This window comes from Gordonia heveisoli (assembly GCF_030315745.1).
In the GTDB taxonomy this organism is placed as follows: Bacteria; Actinomycetota; Actinomycetes; order Mycobacteriales; family Mycobacteriaceae; genus Gordonia.
In genome coordinates, this window is record NZ_JASXSH010000001.1 from 164,727 (window position 1) to 182,175 (window position 17,449).

The window sequence follows — 17,449 nt, forward strand, 5'->3', positions numbered from 1 at the left end:
CTACGAAATCCCGAGGGGGCCGGTGGGCAGCTGCCTGCGGACCAGTTTGCCGGTGGCGTTGCGTGGCAGTTCGTCGACGAAGACGATGTCGCGCGGGACCTTGAACCGAGCCAGGTGCATCTTGACGTGCAGCTTCAGCTCGTCCGGCTTCGGGTCGCTGCCGTCGGCTCGAACGATGAAGGCCCGCAGCCGTTTACCGTATTCGTCATCATCCACACCGACCACCGCCACATCGGCGACCTCGGGATGTTCGGCGAGTAGATTCTCGACCTCCAAGGGGAAGAGGTTCTCGCCTCCGGAGACGATCATGTCGTCGTCGCGTCCCTCGATGAACACGAGTCCGTTCTCGTCGATGCGGGCCATATCCCCGCTCGACATGTATCCGTCGATGATCTGTTTGTTGCGCCCGTCGGTATACCCCTCGAACGGCGCACCGGTGCGCACGAACAACCGGCCGACCACATTGGTTCCGTGGATCCGCCGATCGTTGTCGTCGAAGAGCGCGATATGGCTGCTGACCGGCGGCCTGCCCACCGTACCGGGAGCCTGCCGCAGATCCTGCGGCTGTGCGACGGTCGCGATGGCTACCTCGGTCGACCCGTACATGTTGTAGAGCACATCGCCGAAGGCGTCCTGGACGGCCTCGCACAGCGTCGGCGACAACGCCGAGCCGGCGACCACGATGATCTTCAACGCCGACAGGTCGTACCGGCCGATGACCTCCGGGCCGAGGGCGACCATGCGGTGCAGCATCGTGGGTACCGCGACCAGCACCTCCGCCCGATGCTCGGCCAGTGCCGACAGCGTGCGCTCGGCATCGAAGCGACGCATCACCACTGTGCGGTTACCCAATCCGGTGGCGACCCCCCACAGCGCGAATCCGGTGGAATGGAAGATCGGCGACACGATGACCGCGGTACTGTTCTGCGGCAACGGGATTCGATCGAGGAGCAATGCGCTGGTGAACGGCGAGGAGAGCTTCCGCTTGGCTCCCTTGGGCAGACCGGTGGTGCCGCTGGTGAGAATCACCAGACCGTGGAACTCCTTCGGGGTCGCCGGCCGGGTCGTGTCGCCTGCGGTCACGACGTCATCGAGTACCGCCCCCGCACCCGGGACGGGCCGATTACCGTCCACCCAGGTCAGGATGCGCAGCATCGCAGGCGGAAGCCCGGTCAGCAGGTCGGCGAACTCCTCGTCATAGAGCATCGCGACGACCTGTTCGCGTTCGGCGACCTCGACGAACTGGGTCTTCCCGAAACCGGTGTTCATCATCGCCAGTCGGTAGCCGGCCCGTCCGGCGGCGGCGAGGGTGGTGATCAGTCCGCGATGATCGCGGGCGAGCACACCGATCACCGAGCCTGGTTGGACCCCGGACGCGAGCAACCAGTTCGCCAACGCGTTGGCGCGGCGATCGAGTTCTCCGAAGGTGAGTGTGCCCGCCTCGTCCGTCAGCGCCGGCGCATTCGGATGCTTCTCTGCTCCGCGCATGATCACCGCCGATGCGGGACCGATCTGTTTGGTTCGCTTGGCCGTCGACACGATGTCCCCGGGATCACGCAGATCGATCAGTTCCGACCGCTGCAGCACCCGAACCGAACCGACCAGATCCCCGACCATCTCGAATGCCTGCCGAACCGATACCACCGCACGCCCCCGTCTCTCATGTTGAAACACGTGTTGTCGGATTCCCGTTGTCGGACTCCAATGTAGGGCTCTTCGCGACGCCGAGCGGGCCTTCGCCGGAATCGAGAGATTTCGTCGACCCGGGTTCCCGGCCGCCCCTGCCCGGCGGCATAGTTGTGGCCATGGTCACCACTTCCTCGGTCAGCTATATTCCCGAGACGCTCAACCCGGACGTCCCCGACGACGTCTTCGGCGAGGTGCTCAACCAGGTTTCGCGGTTCGTGCGGTCTCATGTGGTGCCGCGGGAACTGGAGATCATGGCCGCCGACGAGATTCCCGCCGACCTGCGGACTCAGGCCGCCGACATGGGACTCTTCGGGTATGCGATCCCACAGGAGTGGGGCGGCATCGGCCTCGACCTCATGCAGGACGTCGAGATCGCCATGGAGTTGGGTTACACGTCGCTGAGCCTGCGGTCGATGTTCGGCACCAACAACGGCATCGCCGGCCAGGTCCTGGTCGGCTACGGCACCCGAGAACAGAAGGCCAGGTGGCTTCCGCCGATCGCCACCGGCGAGGTCGTCGCCTCCTTCGCACTCACCGAGCCGGGCGCCGGATCGAATCCGGCCGGGCTGGCGACCACCGCAACCGCCACCGATGACGGCTGGATCATCAACGGCGGCAAGCGGTTCATCACCAACGCCACCGACGCCCAGCTGTTCGTCACCTTCGCACGCACCGATCCGGCACCCGAAACCGGCACCGGCATCGGTGTCTTCCTCGTCCCCGCCGATACGCCCGGCCTGACCGTCGGCGTCAAGGACGCGAAGATGGGACAGGAGGGTTCGCGCACCGCCGACGTCACGTTCGACGGTGTGCGGGTCGGCCCGGAGGCACTGGTCGGCGGCGACGCCGCGGTCGGCTACCAGGCCGCCATGACCATCCTGGCGCGTGGCCGCATCCACATCTCGGCGCTGGCGGTCGGGCAGGCGCAGCGCGCCCTCGACGAATCCGTCGCCTACGCGGCGAGCGCCACCCAGGGCGGTTCCCCGATCGGCGACTTCCAGCTGGTTCAGGCGATGATCGCGGATATGCAGACCGGGGTGATGGCCGGCCGCGCGCTGGTGCGCGACGCCGCCCGCGCGTGGGTGACCGACACCGACCGGCGGATCGCACCGTCGGCGGCGAAGCTGTTCTGCACCGAGATGGTCGGCAAGGTCGCCGATCTGGCGGTGCAGGTCCACGGCGGCACCGGCTATATGCGCGAGGTGCCCGTCGAACGGATCTACCGCGACGTCCGGCTACTCCGCCTCTACGAGGGCACCAGCGAGATCCAGCGACTCATCATCGGCGGCGGCCTCGTCCGCGCCGAGAAGAAGAAGCAGACCTCCTGACGGCCCCCGGCCACCATCCCCGACCGACACCATCTCCGGCAACGAAAGGCACCCCATGCTCACCGGCAAGACCGCGATCATCACCGGAGCCGCACAGGGCATCGGCCTGGCCATCGCCGAACTGTTCGCCGCCAACGGCGCCCGGATCGTCATCGGCGACCTCGACGCCGACCAGGCACAGGCCGCCGCAGCCTCCTTGGACACCGAGGCGATCGGAGTGGCCTGCGACGTCGCCGACGGCGCGGACGTCCAGCGGCTGATACAAGCCGCGGTCGACGCGTTCGGATCCCTGGACGTCATGGTGAACAACGCAGGCATCACCCGCGACGCGACGATGCGCAAGATGACCGAGCAGCAGTTCGACGACGTCATCGCCGTTCACCTCAAGGGCACGTGGAACGGCACCCGGCTCGCCGCGGCACATATGCGCGAGCACGGCGGCGGCACGATCATCAACATGTCCTCGATCTCCGGCAAGGTGGGCATGATCGGCCAGACGAACTACTCGGCCGCGAAAGCCGGCATCGTCGGCCTCACCAAGGCCGCGGCGAAGGAGGTGGCTCACCTCGGGGTCCGGGTCAACGCCATCCAGCCGGGACTGATCCGCACCGCCATGACCGAGGCGATGCCCGCCAAGGCGTGGGAATCGAAGATGGCCGAGATCCCGATGCAGCGTGCGGGCGAACCCGCTGAGATCGCCTCCGTCGCACTGTTCTACGCATCGGAGATGTCGTCGTATATGACCGGTACCGTGGCCGAGGTGACCGGTGGCCGCCACCTCTGAGGGAGCTACCCGCCCGCATTCGCGGATCAGATGCGCCGACGACCGGCAATCCCGCGTAGTCGAGTAGTCGACTACGCGGGATTTCTCGCCGACGGGCGCCCATCATGGAACCATCACACCACTTGCGGGCGCGGAGGTCTCATGAGTACCGAACAGCAGCAGGCCATGGACAAGCTGTATGCACTCGACAATGTGGTGACGGTCGAGATCACCATGCCCGCCACGGACTGGGAATCGGTCCGAAACGAGGCGCCCAAGGGCGGGCGGTGCAACTTCGACTGGACCGGCGGCTCGCGCTACACGTGGCGTACCGCCACCACGGTGACGATCTCCGGAACCCACTTCCCACCGAAGACCACGCTGACAAATGTCGGCATCAAGAAGAAGTCCTTCTGCGGGTCGATCAGTTCAACCAAACCCTGCCTCCATCTCGATTTCGCCAAGGGCAACAAGCCAAATCGGCCGATCATCGAAAGTCTCATCGGCACCCGCTACCTCACTCTGAACAACTCGGTGCAGGACGCCTCCTTCGTCCGGCAACCGGTCACCTACAAGCTGTTCGAGCTGGCCGGTCTGCCATATTCCCGCTGCAACCTGATCCGCGTGCTGGTCAATGGAAAGCCGGTGGGCCAGGGTCTGCCCGGCGTCAACGCGCCGGGGGTCTTCGTCAACGCGGAGCCGATCATGCCGCGCTATATCGAGCGGCATTTTCCCGACACCAAGGGAAATCTGTACGAGATCGAGCACACCGACGATTTCATCGACTCCCGATTCGGGTTCATCGGGGTCGAGGATCTGTCGGCCTTCGACGACAAGGCCGACCTGCGACTGGCGGTCAATCACCTCAAAGATCATGGAATCGCCGGAGCCGCAGATGTTTTCGATCTGGAGCAATACATCAGGCTGTATGCGATGGAGTTCTTCCTCAAACATTGGGACGGATACAGCCGCAACACCAACAACACCTACGTGTACAACAATCTGAACGCAGTCGAGCATCCCTCACTCGCCGACGTGGATTTCGTGATGATTCCCTGGGGCGTCGACCAGGTTCTGCAACCCGCCCGGAGTTTCAACCTCGGCACCGACGGTCTGCTGGCCCGGCTGGTCCGCGCCGACGCCGTCCGACGAGGGCAGGTGATGGATCAGATACGGATCCTGCGTGAAACCGTCTTCGGCCGGGACCCGCTGGGCAACACCATCATCCCGATGATCGACAACCTGCAGCAAACCCTCACCGGCCTCGGCGTCGGCAACCTGACCGCCGAGATCGCCGTGGTTCGCAAACAGCTACGACTGGCCGCCTCGGCCGGCTACCTGTGTGCCGGACTACCGAGCTCCGGCGGAGTTTACATCCGCGATGATCGCACGGTCGACTGCATGCGGGTCGGCACCGAGAAGGTACCCGTCACCGCGCCGAACGCGGTCGACGCCGAGGTGATCCACCGGCCACGACCAGCCCAGACCGAACCCGAGAATCTGTGGACCTTCACCGATCTGGGTTCTGGTCGTGCGCTGACCAATCCGGCCTCCGGGCGACGTCTGCACGCCAGCGTGACACTCAAGACCGCGCAGGGGCATCCGATGGTGTACGCCAGCCCCGGCGACAATCGCGACCACGCAGAGGAGTTCACGGTGAACCCCGCCAAATCGCCCGACGCGTTCACCAACAACGGGTACTTCACCATCGCCAGCGTGCGCACGGGCGCACAGCTGGTCTTCGGCACCGATCCGACGCCCGGCGGCGAGGTCCGTGTGCACCAGGGCTCGACCGGTTCGACGCTGTTCTTCACCTGACGCAGCAGATTCGGTTTGCCCATCGGTGCGTCGGGGTACCCACGCGGGCATGCACGCCGCCCTGCACACCTCGCCGGCCGCCGCACTGCTGCCGCCCGCACGCGGGCCGCTGTCCGCGCACGTCATATCGGTACTCCGAGAAGACTCGTCAGCCGGCCGCCCGCCCGATCCGCACGGTGCCGATCCGTTGGGCGCCGACATTCAGCTCGCCCTATACGTGCTCTACGAATTGCATTACAGCGGCTTCGTCGACGTCGACCCGGAGTATGAGTGGGATCCGGACCTGCTCGCGTTGCGCCGAACGCTGGAGTACTCGATGCTCGACGCGGTCGGGGCCGGCGTCGGACCGATCGCCCCGAAGTCGACCGCCGCACAGGAGATGGACGCGCTGTCTGTCGAGCCGATTGCCGGGACCGGGGTGTCGTTTCATCTGCGGGACGCCGGTACCTGGCAGCAATTCCGGGACCTCTTCGCGCTACGTTCGATCTACCACCTCAAAGAGGCCGACCCGCATGCGTGGGCCATCCCCAGACTGCGCGGTCAGGCCAAGGCTGCCTTGGTCGCGGTGGAATTCGACGAGTTCGGCGCCGGACGTGGCGCGCACATCCACCAGGAGTTGTTCGCCGATCTACTCGCCGCCGCCGACCTGCGGACCGATCACCTCGGCTATCTCGACATCGCACCCGAATGGGCGTTACTGCCGGTGAACCTGATGTCCTGCCTCGGCTTGCATCGCGCTTTGCGTGGCGCCGCGGTCGGCCATCTCGCCGCCACCGAGATCACCTCGTCACCCGGATCACAGCGTCTACTGTCCGGGCTCGAACGACTCGACGCACCCGAGCCCTGCCGAGCGTTCTACCGCGAGCATGTCGAGGCCGACGCGGTTCACGAACAGGTGATGCGCTTCGACGTGGTCGGCGCACTGATCCGCGATGAACCCGACCTGGAGCGAGACGTCATCTTCGGGATGCGCGCCTTCGGCTATGTGGAGGACCTCTTCGACGTGGCGTTGCGTCAGGCATGGACGAACGGGGAACCGATTCGCTGATCCCGGACACCTCACCCCAGATCCGCTCCCCGGCAGCGTCGACGATGGCTGGTGTCGCACAGCGGATAGTTGCGGCTTCGTCCGCACGCGCAGAGTGCCACCATGAATCGATCCGAGTGCACCAGGGTCCCGTCGGACAGTTCGATGTCCACCGGGCCGGGCACCATCAACGGACCGCCGCGGACCAGACGGACACGTACACATGAGCCCTCGGCCATCTCACACCTCCCGGCGTCGGGTCTCGGATTTGTCGGCACGGATGACGGAGATGCGCTCGACCCGTCGACCCGGTTCGAGGACTCCCCGATTCTCCAACCAGTCCGCCTGGGACCGCAGTACGGGTCCGAAGGGAATCCACTGAGAGCGCACCACTCCGGCGCGCAGCCCCGACCGGCGCAATGCCTCCACCGACCTGCGGACATCCGCGAACTCCGACTGCACGACGAAGAGCGCACCATCGGTGTTCAGCAGGTCGGCGGCGTGATCGCACAGCGGGTCGAGGATGGCGCGGCCATCTTCACCGGCGTCCCACGAGGACCGCGGGTCGCCGACATCCCCGTCGCCGCCGTCCGTCTCGTTCGGGGCGCACGGCACATACGGCGGGTTGCAGGTGACCAGGTCGAATCGACAGATAGCGCCCCCGCTGAGCGCCGACAACCCACCACCGGCACCCCAGCCCACCGTCAGGTCGACGGCCATCACAGTGACCGGCGCCGGCACGTCGGCACAGTTGCGGCGGGTGGCTTCAACCGCTGCGGGGCTGGAGTCGACGGCGAGTACCGATTGTGCACCGAGGACCGCACATTCCCGTGCGACGATCCCTGATCCCGTGCAGAGATCGGCCGCGCGCGCACCCGGCGCACATCCGCTGACCCGTACGGCATCGATCAGTAGACGTGAGTCCTGTTGTGGCCGATAAACACTCCCCGTGCCCCGCGATTGCGCAGCCGAGGACGTCCACGTGGTGCCGAGCGTGACGGTCACGGTCGCACACCTCGCAGGTCTCCTCGAGCCGGCGCGCCCATCTTCGAACCTGCCATACGCTCACCGTCCTCGCGATCATCGAAAGATCCATCCTGGATTCGCGAGGGGGTTCCCCGGCTCGGTCCTCGCCAAACCACCGGGGCATCGTGGGGTCGGTCGGGTCCCGTGCAGCCCCCTGAGCACCATCTGGGGTCGCGCGTTCCTTGGCGGGACGTGCGGTTTGGGCCGACGACGCAGTGGGTAACAATTGCGACAGACCGGTATTCGGATCAGCGGTTTTGACAATCGCGTGCAGCGACGTGAGGGGATTCGACGTGACCGACCAGGGTGACACCATCGACGAGCAGTTGGTGGAGGTGACGCATGCGGCCGGCCCTCCGGTACAGGTCTCCGTGGCCGCCGAGGCCGACCGACTGTCGATCGTGCGTGCGGTTGTCGAGCGCACCTTGTTCCTGGCGGACTGGCCCCTCGACGACGTCGCCGACATACAACTCGCGGTCGACGAGGTGTGCTCACAACTGGTCACCATTTCTGCCGCCGGACACCGCATCGACGTTTCCCTCAGCGTCGGTCCGCACGGGTTGCTGGCGGTGATCGATGGGCGGGTCGCCGATCGCTTGCAGCTCGATACCACCGGATTCGGCTGGCGAGTCGTCGAAACCGTGACCGACCGACAGTCGGTGACCTATGACGACTCCCGCCCAGAGGACGAACACACCGAGAGCGACCGGCGCGTCACTGTACGCATCACCAAACGCGTCGACGTCTGACCGAACTTCGCTCAGTGCAGGAGATGCGGCTGCAGGGCCTCCACGGCCTCCTCCAGTGTGGCGTACGCCTCGACGATCGGATCGAGACGGCAAAGCCGCAGCGTCCTGGCAAGTCCCCGCTCACACACCACGGAGACGGGCATCTGCTGCGCGGCGGCGTCGGCGACGAATCGGCCGATGACCCCGACCCCGGACACAGAGACGAAGTCGACACCCCCCATATCGAGGACCACGCATGCCGGGCGCTGTCCCAGGATGCGGTCGAGCGCAGCGGTCAGGTCGGCGAGGGTGCCCAGGTCGATGTCGCCGGAAAACTGCTGCAGACACAGCGATTCGCGGATCACGAGACTGCTGTTCGTCGTCCGCGCAACCCGAAAGTCCAAGGGCCACAGCTCTGACGGGTGAAAGGTCGTGTGAGTATCCAGATTCATGGCGCACCGCCTCAACTCGATGTCGAGATCGTGATGGGCACGTGATCACTCACCGTCCCATCCGGCCGTCAAGAACGAACCGTCTGGGTCAGGACGACGCAGTGACGAGACCCGGGGGTGATCGCCCATTTGCAGCTGCTGTCTGAACCGCTGTTTCAACCGTACGGTGGTGAACGAGCATCTTCAAGACTTGTTTCACTGCCGAACGAACCGGGCGGCGACTACCCTCCGGAGACGATGCACCGGTCTCGCCGACCTACCGAGGAGTCCACCGAAGCCGATCGGAGGAGCCTGTTGACCTCAGCCGATTCCGACCCGACCGCCAAGGCCGACGACTATTCCGACGTAACCGCCGCCATCGCCGCGATGCGTGCGGAGCCCGACGAACTGCGCCGATGCGCGATGCGCGACCGGATCGTCGAACGTTGCCTGCCACTCGCCGACCACGTGGCACGCCGATTCCGGGATCGGGGTGAAGCGCTGGACGATCTCGTCCAGGTCGCCCGGATCGGCTTGGTCAACGCCGTCGATCGATTCGAGCCCGATCGCGGATTCGGCTTCCTCTCCTTCGCGGTTCCCACCGTGATGGGTGAGGTGCGGCGCCACTTCCGCGACACCATGTGGTCGATGCGGGTGCCGCGCCGGGCCAAGGAGGTGTCACTCGCGATCGGCAAGGCCAACGACGAACTCGTCCAACGCCTGGGCCGGTCACCCCGGCCAAGCGAAGTGGCGGACTTTCTCGACATTCCGGTCGCCGAGGTGATCGACGGCCTGGCCGCGCGCTCGGCCTACAACGCGATCTCGATCGACGCCGATTCCGACACCGACGACGGTCGTTCCATCCGTGACACACTCGGCCGCGACGACGAACACCTCGAGCAGATCGATGAGTTCACCGCGCTCACCCCCGCCGTGGCGCAACTCGATGAGCGCGAGCGAAAGATATTGTCACTGCGCTTCTTTCGCGACATGTCGCAAACCGAGATCGCCGCCGAGATCGGCATCTCCCAGATGCATGTGTCCAGGCTGTTGGCACGAACCCTGGATCGCTTGCGCGCCGCGGCGAACGGAGCCGACGCCATCGATCCCGACACCACCGGATTACCCGACTAGGGCGCGACAATCACATTCAGCGAGGCGTCTCGCTGGGTAGTATCCGTGAGTTGACATCCGCTCGGCCACCTTCCCGGGCAGTGGAACGAGAGGTGGGACCGTTGACCGAGGACGACATCCACCAGGTTTTGAGCACCGGCTCCGCATTTCGACCGGTCGCCACCTTCCGCTTCTATTTCACCGACGAGCATTGGGAATGGTCGGACGAGGCCGCGATTCTGCACGGATACCAACCGGGCGAGGTCGTTCCGACCACCGACCTACTCACCCGTCACAAACACCCGGAGGATCGCGCGCGGTTCGAAGGGACCGTCGCCGAGATGCTGGCACACCGCACGCCCTTTTCCAGTCGACATCGCATCATCGACACCCGCGGCAAGGTTCACTCGGTCGCGGTGATCGCGAAGACCTTCGCCGACGCCGAGGGGACGGTCATCGGTACCGAGGGTTTCTACCTCGACCTGGACGAGCACATCGAGTCACTCGTCAACCCGCGGATCGAGGAGCATGTACAGCGCTTCCGCAGCGGACGGGCGGTGATCGAGCAGGTCAAGGGCATGATGATGCTCGTCTACGGCATCTCCGACGAACGTGCCTTCGAGGTGCTGACCTGGCGTTCCCAGGAGGAGAACGTCAAGGTCACCGATCTGTGTGCCGCCATCTGCGCCCGGGTCGGTGAGATCGCCATCGCCGCCGACAATCGGCGTGCCTTCGACCAACTGCTGCTGACCTCTCATCTCGAGATCACCCGCCCGGAGACCGCACCCGACTGACGGAGGCATTCGACTGATGGGGGCATCCGACTGGCAGAGGCATCCGAGCAATAACATGAACACCGTTCATGTTATCGTTTCGCCACCAGCTACAAGGGGGCGATCATGAAGACTCGGCTGTTCCGGCTATGCGTTGCCATCGCCGCATTGGCCACTGCCACAGTGGCCGGCGTAGGCCTGGAGTCACCGGCATCGGCGGCGCCGCGCCAATTGCCGGTGACCTACGGCAACGCGGCGATGGTCGACAAGGCGGCGACCGACTGGGACGGGCCGACCGCTGGCGCCGACGACGATCGGTGCCGACCGAGCAGCGCACACCCCCGCCCCGTCGTGCTGGTCGGCTCGACCTTCCTGTCCGCAGGCGTCAACTGGACCTCGATCGCGCCCTACCTGCACAACGCCGGGTACTGCGTGTTCACCGTCGACTACGGCAAGACGCTCTACCGGATCGGCCCGGGACTCAACGGCCTCGATCCGCTGTCCTCGTCGGCCATCGAACTGGACCGGGCCGTGGCCCATATCCAGCGGGTGACCGGTACGCGTGAACTCGACTTCGTCGGCCATTCCCAGGGCGGACTCGTCATCCGATACTTCCTGAATCAGATTGCCCCCCATAGAGGTTCAGAACATGAAGTGAGCGCACACACCGTCGTCCTGCTGTCGTCGCCATATTCGATGACCGGGCCGATCGACTTCGGCCCTCTCATTCGCGATCACGCCCCCGCGGCGGTTCGCGACGCGGCCCGCCGCGCCGGACGCACCGCACCCTTCCCGCTGAGCATCGTCAACCCGTGGGAGTTCGCCAAGGCACAGACCCTGCAGCCGGGGGTGCGCTACGTGCAGATCACCGACGTCGCCGACGAGATGGGCATGCTCGGTGGGATGATGCCGCCGCGCGGAGCCCGCAACGCGACCACCACCTACCTGAACGCGGTGTGCCCGACCGACTTCTCGCAGCACTTCGCGCAGCCGTACTCGCCCACCGCCGTCGCGTTGATCGGGAACGCGCTCGATCCCGCCCACGCACGCACCCCGCCCTGCGCCGTGGTACCCCTGTATTCAGTGCACTGAGTAATCGGTGCGCTGGGCATCCGGTGCGCTGGGCATTCGGTGCACCGATTCCACGCGCACAACCGGAGCGATTCTTGACCCCTGGCCGAGCACAGCCCCCTGGCGAGCCATCCACCACCCGTCGACGTGAACCGCGACAGGAACGCAGTCGTCTACGCGTCGAACGCATCCTCGCCGCGGCCCGCGCCATCCTCGACGAGTCGGGGCCGGCCGGGATCACCATGCGCGCGGTCGCCAACCGGGCGCAGGTGCCGGTCGCCACGATCTATCAGTTCTTCACCGACCGGGAGGGCCTGATCGAGGAGTTGATCCACCACGACGTCGAGGCGCGGGAAGACGAGTTCCGACGGCTGCTCGATCCAACCGCACCGACGACCATCGCCGAGGCAGTCGACCAGGTCTTCGCCGCGCATATTTCGGTGTTTCGTCCGCACCCGCAGCTCGTGGACGCGTACTACGCGGGTGACCGCGGTCCCCGCATCGAGACCATCCGCGCGCATCGTCGACGGCTGGCGCAGATCGTGGCGGACCTCATGGTCGGCGCCGGACTCCTTCCCCCGTCGACGCCGGCGCATATCGTCGAACTCGCCGTCGAACTCGGCGACCGCGGAATCGAATACGCACATACCGGACTTCCGGAGAATGCCCAGGACATCCTGGCTGAGACGAGGATCGCGGTGATCGCCTATCTGGATACGGTCGCGGCTCGGTCGGCTACCCCCGACGACCACGAGTGAGGCCGTGCCGACCACCCGCCGGATCAGGCGAACTCGCCGACGTCGACCACGGCGTCGTCACCCAGCGGTCGACGGATCGACCATCGTTCGGTGAGCCTGCTGGCCGCCATCCGCCAGGCACCGTCTTCCACCACGTACTCGTCGTCGTATTCACCGGCCAGCACCGTTTCGGTCCGATCGATCATATTGAGCTGCCGAAATCGCAGAGTCCACTGCCCGATGGCGGTGGTCGGCGAGGTCAGCGTGATGTCGGGGTGGAATCCGTGATGCATGTCGAGGATGGCGTACTGCCCATCGACCCGGTACAGCGCCATCCGCTCGAAGACCTTCGCCATCGGCTCGACATCGTCGAACACGCCGAGCCTGCCGTAGTCGATCCGAGCGCCTGATCGGATGAAGCAGCTACGAAACCCGTTGGGATCTTTGCCGTCGCAGACACGCCAGTAGCGGTGTTTGAGCGCCTTGATCGCCGCGACGCGGTCCAGGTCGTCCAGTCGGCGAGCCAACTCGTCGGATTCGGTCATCCACCAACCATAGGGTCCACATGCGCCGGGGCGGTCGAAAGCACTGGGCATCGGTGGTCACCGGGCCTACCCTGGAAAGTGGTAGTTCGAAAGGTGGCATCATGCTGGCCGACGAGACCATGGACAGGATCGCGAACGACATCGTCGCGGTCGACGGCGTCATCGGCGTGACGCTGGGCGGAAGCCGCGCACGGGGCGACGCAGGCCCCGACTCCGATGTCGATCTGGGCGTCTACTACGAGGGTTCGCTCGACGTGGCGGCGCTGTCCACCCTGGCCCGACGATGGTCGGGGTCCGGCGCAGAGGTGGTCGGACCGGGGACGTGGGGTCCGTGGGTCGACGGCGGCGGCTGGCTCACCATCGAGGACACCGCCGTGGACTGGCTGCTGCGCGACGTCGCGCGCGTCCGCGAGCAATGGCAGCGAGCCGGCGACGGCGAATTCGCGTTCCACATGCAGGTCGGCCATCCGTTGGGGTTCCTCGACGTCGCCTACGCCGGGGAACTCGCGCAGGCTCGCGTGCTGGCCGATCCGGGCAATGTGCTGTGGCCGCTGCACACCGCGATGCGCACCTACCCACCCGCATTGCGACAGGCGATGGTGCATCTGCTGTGGGAGGCCGGGTTCGTGCTGATCTTCGCACGAAAGGCGGTGCGCCAGAACGACCTGGCGTTCATCTCGATGGCGCTGTCGCGCTCACTCATGCTGTGTTCGCATGTGTTGTACGCCCACAATTCGGTCTGGGCGACCAACGACAAAGGGCTGGTCCCCGGGGTGGCCCGGCTGGCCGAGGCGCCACCCGACTTCGCCGACCGCGCCGCCGAGGCCATCGCCGCGGTGCGCGGTTCGGGAGAGGACCTCGTCGATGCGATCGAGCGAGTCCAGTCACTGGTCGGCGAGACCGAGAAGATCGCCGCCCCCGAACGTCACAACTGAGCAGCTACCGGCCGACTGTCGACACCCCGCGCACCGCTACGTCGCCGTACCTCCGGTGCCACCCAGTTGTGGTCGATGCAGCACGAGTTTGGTCGTGTGGGCGCGGTATGCCTGCGGGGCGTCGTCCCAGTCGGCCAGCACGGTGGTCACCTGTTCGGCGGGAAAGCCACTCTCGGCAATGAACGACAACAGGCCGGGCAAGGTGGGACGGACATGGGAGACCCCGATGTGCAGAGAGGCGTCGTTGGCGTACATATGCATCAGCGGCACCTTGGTCCCGGGCGGGAGGTAGTAGCCGACGGGGGTGCAACGTCCGCCCGGTTCCAGCGCGCGCAACGCCAAGTCAACCCCGGCCGCACTCGAGGTGCCCTCGACGGCGATGTCGTAGCGTCGGCCCGGGAGGTCTGCCTGCCGCAGCCTACCCTTGCGGGCCTGATGCACTGTGGCCCCGAGCTTTTCGGCGATCGCGAGCCGTTCTGGGCGGTGATCGACGTAATCCACCACGCCGGCTCCATGGGCGACGGCGAGCCCGGCGGCGTACAGACCGATGCTCTGTGCCGCGCCACCGAGGATCAGCACCGAACCACCGGGTCGCTCCGCCAGCGGCGGCACGACACAGCGCCATGCGTCGCTGAGATTGTCACTGGCCGCGGCCACCCGAAGCGGGTCGACGCCGTCGGGAACCTTGACCAGCATGTGATCGGCGAAGGGGATGCGGAGCCGGTCGGCGACCATCCCACCCCACGGACCGCTGGCCGGACCGAATCCGAAGGCGGACAGCGTGCCCGCCGAGGTCGTCGCGCATTTCGCGGTCAGGCCGCGGCGGCAGGGCAGACAGTCACCGCACGACACCGCCCAGGGCACCACGACTACATCGCCAACGGCGAGCCCGCCGACCGCCTCGCCGACCGATACCACCTCGGCCACACACTCATGCCCGATGCCGAATGGCCCCTGGAACGGCACCGACCCACAGATCCCCGCGACCACCGGATCTATCAGGCCCAGACGCAAACCCGCCTGCATCGGCCGCGACACATGGCGATGGATCGGCATGGTGTCGCCGTCGCACCGCGAAGCGATGAACGGCCGTACGATCGCATCGCCAGGATCGGTGATCGTCGGGTCGGCGCGCTCGCGCCACTCCAGTCGGTGTGCCTTGATCAGCTGTAGCTCACGCATCAGCGCTGCTCCTTCGTCGCCTTCGCGACAGTGACCAGATCCGCCAGTCGGATGATGCCGCCACCGGCGCCCCAGGTGCCATCCGGCTGTTCGTGGATCAGCACCCATACCCGCAACGCATCGGCCTGTTCGAGACCGGCCGCGTTCAGCACGTCGGTCGTGACCTGCTGGACGAGGCCGGTCTTGCGACGGTCGGACAGCGCACCCGCAGGCACCGTGACGTCGACGCGAAAGCGCGGCAGATCGTCGCCGAGACTGCCGAACCCACCGTCGGGTACCTCGTCGACGCGTACCCAGGTCAGCGCCCGGAAGACGTCCGTGTCGGGTGCGCCCTCCCAATGCAGCAGTGTCTCGGCAAGCGTCATACGCAGGGAATTGCGTGAATCCTGGTCGAGTACGCCAGTCGGCAGACTCAGCACGATCATCGGCATCGGAGAACTCCTCGAGGTCGTTATAACAGTCGCTATAGCGATCGGACGCTACACTAAGACGACCGTTATAGCCAGATGCCGAGGACGCCGCCCACATGCCCGACACCCCTACCCGCAGTCAGATGGTGGCCGGTGCGGCCGAGTTACTCGGCCGCCGCGGATTGCGCGCCGCAAGCATCCGCGAGCTGGCCAAGAGCTCCGGCGCCCCGCTCGGATCGACCTATCACTACTTTCCCGACGGGAAGGTGCAACTGGTCACCGAGGCCGTCCGTTTCGCCGACGAGCTGACCGTGCGCACGCTGGCGGCCGCGTTGGACAACGGTCCGGTCGCCGGCCTACGGGCCTTCGTCGAGATGTGGCGGCGGGTCGTCGTCGGCAGCGACTTTCGCGCCGGTTGTCCGGTGCTGGCGGTGTCGGTACAGGAGCCGGATGAGGGTGTCGAAGAACCATTGCGTTCCGCGGCAGCGGCATTCGAGCGATGGACCGAGCTGCTGACGCAATCCCTCCGCGATCACGGTGCCGACGCCGAACACGCGACACGGGTCGCCACGCTCATCGTCGCCGCACTCGAAGGCACCGTCGCAATCTGTCGCGCCCAACGCAGCATCACCGCGCTCGACGTGACCGCGGCCGCCCTGGAAGACGCCATCCGTGCGGCAATCCGGTAGCGCACCGTGCCGGGCACCGTCGGCACCTCCAGGACCACCGCCTCCGAGGAGCACGGCGCGCCGGATTCGCGTCCGAGACCGGCGTACATCAACACCTGATCGCGGCCGGATATCGATACCGGACAACATTTTTCGATAGTCGACCACCTGAGGCCAGGACGCCACTACGGTGCGATGCCATGGGTGACACGGTGCAGATCCAGCCCGGCGAGCTGATGCGGGCCACCTATCGAAGTCTGCGTCTGTCGATGATCGCGCTCATCCTGATGCTCGGCTTCGCGATCCTGTGGCAAGCGGCGATCAGTGAGTGGCGGTTCCAGACCTCGATCAGCGCGTATTTCTACACGGGTGTCCATCCGGTCTTCATCGGTGCGCTGTGTGCCCTCGGCGCCCTACTGATGGCCTACAAGGGCAGTACCCGAGTGGAGGATGTGCTGCTCAACTTCTCCGGCTATTTCGCCTTCTTCGTCGCGTTCATCCCATGCCGTCGGCCCGATCCCATCTACGGACCCGGCGCGCTGCCGGAGACGTTCCCGGCGGACACCGACATCGAGATCGCGGTCGCCGCCGCATTCGTCGTCGGCCTACTCGGGTTGGCACTGTGGGGCTTCACGAGCGATTGGCGATCAGTGGGTGGCAGCGTCATCGACGTCGCGCATATGTCGTTGGGGCCAACGTCGATCGCGGTCGACCTCGCCTGGTTGGCGCGCATCGGCGGGTGGGTGATCACCCTGATCCTGTTCGGTCTGTACATCTGGGATCGGGAGGCATTGACCGATTACGGGCACTACATCGCCGCGATCGGCATGTTCGTCGGACTGGGAATGGTGGTGGCATACAACGCGGTGATGGGCGCGCTCGTCAACGCGGAACGCAACGGCACCTCGGTGGCAGCGGAGATCCGGCAGGGTCGACCGCTGATCTACGCGGCATTGGCCTTCGGCATGGAGCTCGCGGTGATCGTGGCGGTGGTACTGGGCGCCCTCGGGCACGGTTCGTCTCCACACGGCTTGATCAGCGTCGAAGCCGTCCTGCTGATCCTGTTCGCAATCGCCTGGGCAGTCCAGAGCCATGAGCTCTGGGATGAGGGGCCACGGCCCGTGGTGGTGCCGACCGCCGACGACGGGGACAGCCCCGAGCCGTAGCCCGGCGTGTGTGCGGCTTGCCGATTGTCATCGCGACGG

19 protein-coding genes are annotated in these 17,449 nt (G+C 66.0%); 12 read left to right on the top strand and 7 right to left on the bottom strand.

From position 1 onward, the window contains the following. Positions 1-1,644: an acyl-CoA synthetase gene (locus tag QSJ18_RS00720; protein WP_462475955.1), complete on the bottom strand. Its 1,644-nt coding sequence runs from the start codon at positions 1,642-1,644 to the stop codon at positions 1-3. 161 nt (positions 1,645-1,805) lie between these two features. Between QSJ18_RS00720 and QSJ18_RS00725 the strand changes: the two genes are divergently transcribed. The 4 genes from QSJ18_RS00725 to QSJ18_RS00740 all read left to right on the top strand — a co-directional run bounded on the left by QSJ18_RS00725 (position 1,806) and on the right by QSJ18_RS00740 (position 6,646). After that, positions 1,806-3,017 (top strand): acyl-CoA dehydrogenase family protein, encoded by a 1,212-nt coding sequence (locus QSJ18_RS00725; protein WP_286324256.1) that lies wholly within the window; start codon positions 1,806-1,808, stop codon positions 3,015-3,017. 55 nt (positions 3,018-3,072) lie between these two features. After that, on the top strand, positions 3,073-3,801 hold the full coding sequence (gene fabG / locus QSJ18_RS00730) for a 3-oxoacyl-ACP reductase FabG (RefSeq protein ID WP_286324257.1): 729 nt from the start codon (positions 3,073-3,075) through the stop codon (positions 3,799-3,801). 141 nt (positions 3,802-3,942) lie between these two features. Next, on the top strand, positions 3,943-5,598 hold the full coding sequence (locus tag QSJ18_RS00735; protein ID WP_286324258.1) for a CotH kinase family protein: 1,656 nt from the start codon (positions 3,943-3,945) through the stop codon (positions 5,596-5,598). A gap of 49 nt (positions 5,599-5,647) precedes the next feature. Next, positions 5,648-6,646 carry an iron-containing redox enzyme family protein gene (locus QSJ18_RS00740; RefSeq protein ID WP_286324259.1) on the top strand — a complete coding sequence of 333 codons (999 nt, stop codon included), beginning with the start codon at positions 5,648-5,650 and terminating at the stop codon, positions 6,644-6,646. A gap of 11 nt (positions 6,647-6,657) precedes the next feature. On the opposite strand, the gene QSJ18_RS00745 is transcribed toward QSJ18_RS00740, so the two are convergent. Both QSJ18_RS00745 and QSJ18_RS00750 read right to left on the bottom strand, forming a co-directional pair. Then, on the bottom strand, positions 6,658-6,864 hold the full coding sequence (locus tag QSJ18_RS00745) for a CDGSH iron-sulfur domain-containing protein (protein ID WP_286324260.1): 207 nt from the start codon (positions 6,862-6,864) through the stop codon (positions 6,658-6,660). Between the two features lies 1 nt (position 6,865). Then, positions 6,866-7,630, bottom strand: a complete 765-nt coding sequence (locus tag QSJ18_RS00750; RefSeq protein WP_286324261.1) for a 50S ribosomal protein L11 methyltransferase — start codon at positions 7,628-7,630, stop codon at positions 6,866-6,868. Between the two features lie 314 nt (positions 7,631-7,944). Between QSJ18_RS00750 and QSJ18_RS00755 the strand changes: the two genes are divergently transcribed. Continuing rightward, the gene (locus QSJ18_RS00755; protein WP_286324262.1) at positions 7,945-8,400 is read left to right on the top strand and encodes an ATP-binding protein; all 456 of its coding nucleotides are present in this window, start codon (positions 7,945-7,947) and stop codon (positions 8,398-8,400) included. Positions 8,401-8,411: 11 nt separating this feature from the next. On the opposite strand, the gene QSJ18_RS00760 is transcribed toward QSJ18_RS00755, so the two are convergent. Further along, positions 8,412-8,744, bottom strand: coding sequence for an STAS domain-containing protein (locus tag QSJ18_RS00760; protein WP_286324263.1), 333 nt, complete (start codon positions 8,742-8,744; stop codon positions 8,412-8,414). A 453-nt stretch (positions 8,745-9,197) separates the two neighbouring features. On the opposite strand from QSJ18_RS00760, the gene QSJ18_RS00765 reads away from it, so the two are divergent. From QSJ18_RS00765 to QSJ18_RS00780, 4 genes are all read left to right on the top strand, one after another. Next, a complete protein-coding gene (locus QSJ18_RS00765) occupies positions 9,198-9,944 on the top strand; it encodes a SigB/SigF/SigG family RNA polymerase sigma factor (RefSeq protein ID WP_286324456.1) in 747 nt (248 codons plus the stop codon). A gap of 92 nt (positions 9,945-10,036) precedes the next feature. Further along, positions 10,037-10,717, top strand: coding sequence for a PAS and ANTAR domain-containing protein (locus QSJ18_RS00770; protein ID WP_462475956.1), 681 nt, complete (start codon positions 10,037-10,039; stop codon positions 10,715-10,717). 105 nt (positions 10,718-10,822) lie between these two features. Next, positions 10,823-11,788: an esterase/lipase family protein gene (locus QSJ18_RS00775; protein WP_286324265.1), complete on the top strand. Its 966-nt coding sequence runs from the start codon at positions 10,823-10,825 to the stop codon at positions 11,786-11,788. Between the two features lie 74 nt (positions 11,789-11,862). Continuing rightward, the gene (locus QSJ18_RS00780) at positions 11,863-12,525 is read left to right on the top strand and encodes a TetR/AcrR family transcriptional regulator (protein ID WP_286324266.1); all 663 of its coding nucleotides are present in this window, start codon (positions 11,863-11,865) and stop codon (positions 12,523-12,525) included. 23 nt (positions 12,526-12,548) lie between these two features. Here QSJ18_RS00780 and QSJ18_RS00785 read toward each other — a convergent pair whose 3' ends face one another. Next, the gene (locus QSJ18_RS00785) at positions 12,549-13,049 is read right to left on the bottom strand and encodes a nuclear transport factor 2 family protein (protein WP_286324267.1); all 501 of its coding nucleotides are present in this window, start codon (positions 13,047-13,049) and stop codon (positions 12,549-12,551) included. A 101-nt stretch (positions 13,050-13,150) separates the two neighbouring features. On the opposite strand from QSJ18_RS00785, the gene QSJ18_RS00790 reads away from it, so the two are divergent. Then, positions 13,151-13,984 (top strand): nucleotidyltransferase domain-containing protein, encoded by an 834-nt coding sequence (locus tag QSJ18_RS00790; RefSeq protein WP_286324268.1) that lies wholly within the window; start codon positions 13,151-13,153, stop codon positions 13,982-13,984. A 36-nt stretch (positions 13,985-14,020) separates the two neighbouring features. On the opposite strand, the gene QSJ18_RS00795 is transcribed toward QSJ18_RS00790, so the two are convergent. Together QSJ18_RS00795 and QSJ18_RS00800 are read right to left on the bottom strand one after the other, a co-directional pair. Beyond that, positions 14,021-15,166 carry a zinc-dependent alcohol dehydrogenase gene (locus QSJ18_RS00795; RefSeq protein ID WP_286324270.1) on the bottom strand — a complete coding sequence of 382 codons (1,146 nt, stop codon included), beginning with the start codon at positions 15,164-15,166 and terminating at the stop codon, positions 14,021-14,023. Next, complete coding sequence (locus QSJ18_RS00800; RefSeq protein ID WP_286324271.1) at positions 15,166-15,597, bottom strand: tautomerase family protein; 432 nt, start codon at positions 15,595-15,597, stop codon at positions 15,166-15,168. Before QSJ18_RS00800 ends, QSJ18_RS00795 begins: the two co-directional genes overlap by 1 nt. 95 nt (positions 15,598-15,692) lie before the next feature. Here QSJ18_RS00800 and QSJ18_RS00805 point away from each other — a divergent pair, with 95 nt between their 5' ends. After that, the gene (locus QSJ18_RS00805) at positions 15,693-16,265 is read left to right on the top strand and encodes a TetR/AcrR family transcriptional regulator (protein ID WP_286324272.1); all 573 of its coding nucleotides are present in this window, start codon (positions 15,693-15,695) and stop codon (positions 16,263-16,265) included. A 179-nt stretch (positions 16,266-16,444) separates the two neighbouring features. After that, positions 16,445-17,410, top strand: coding sequence for a hypothetical protein (locus QSJ18_RS00810; protein ID WP_286324273.1), 966 nt, complete (start codon positions 16,445-16,447; stop codon positions 17,408-17,410). Positions 17,411-17,449: the final 39 nt, after the last annotated feature.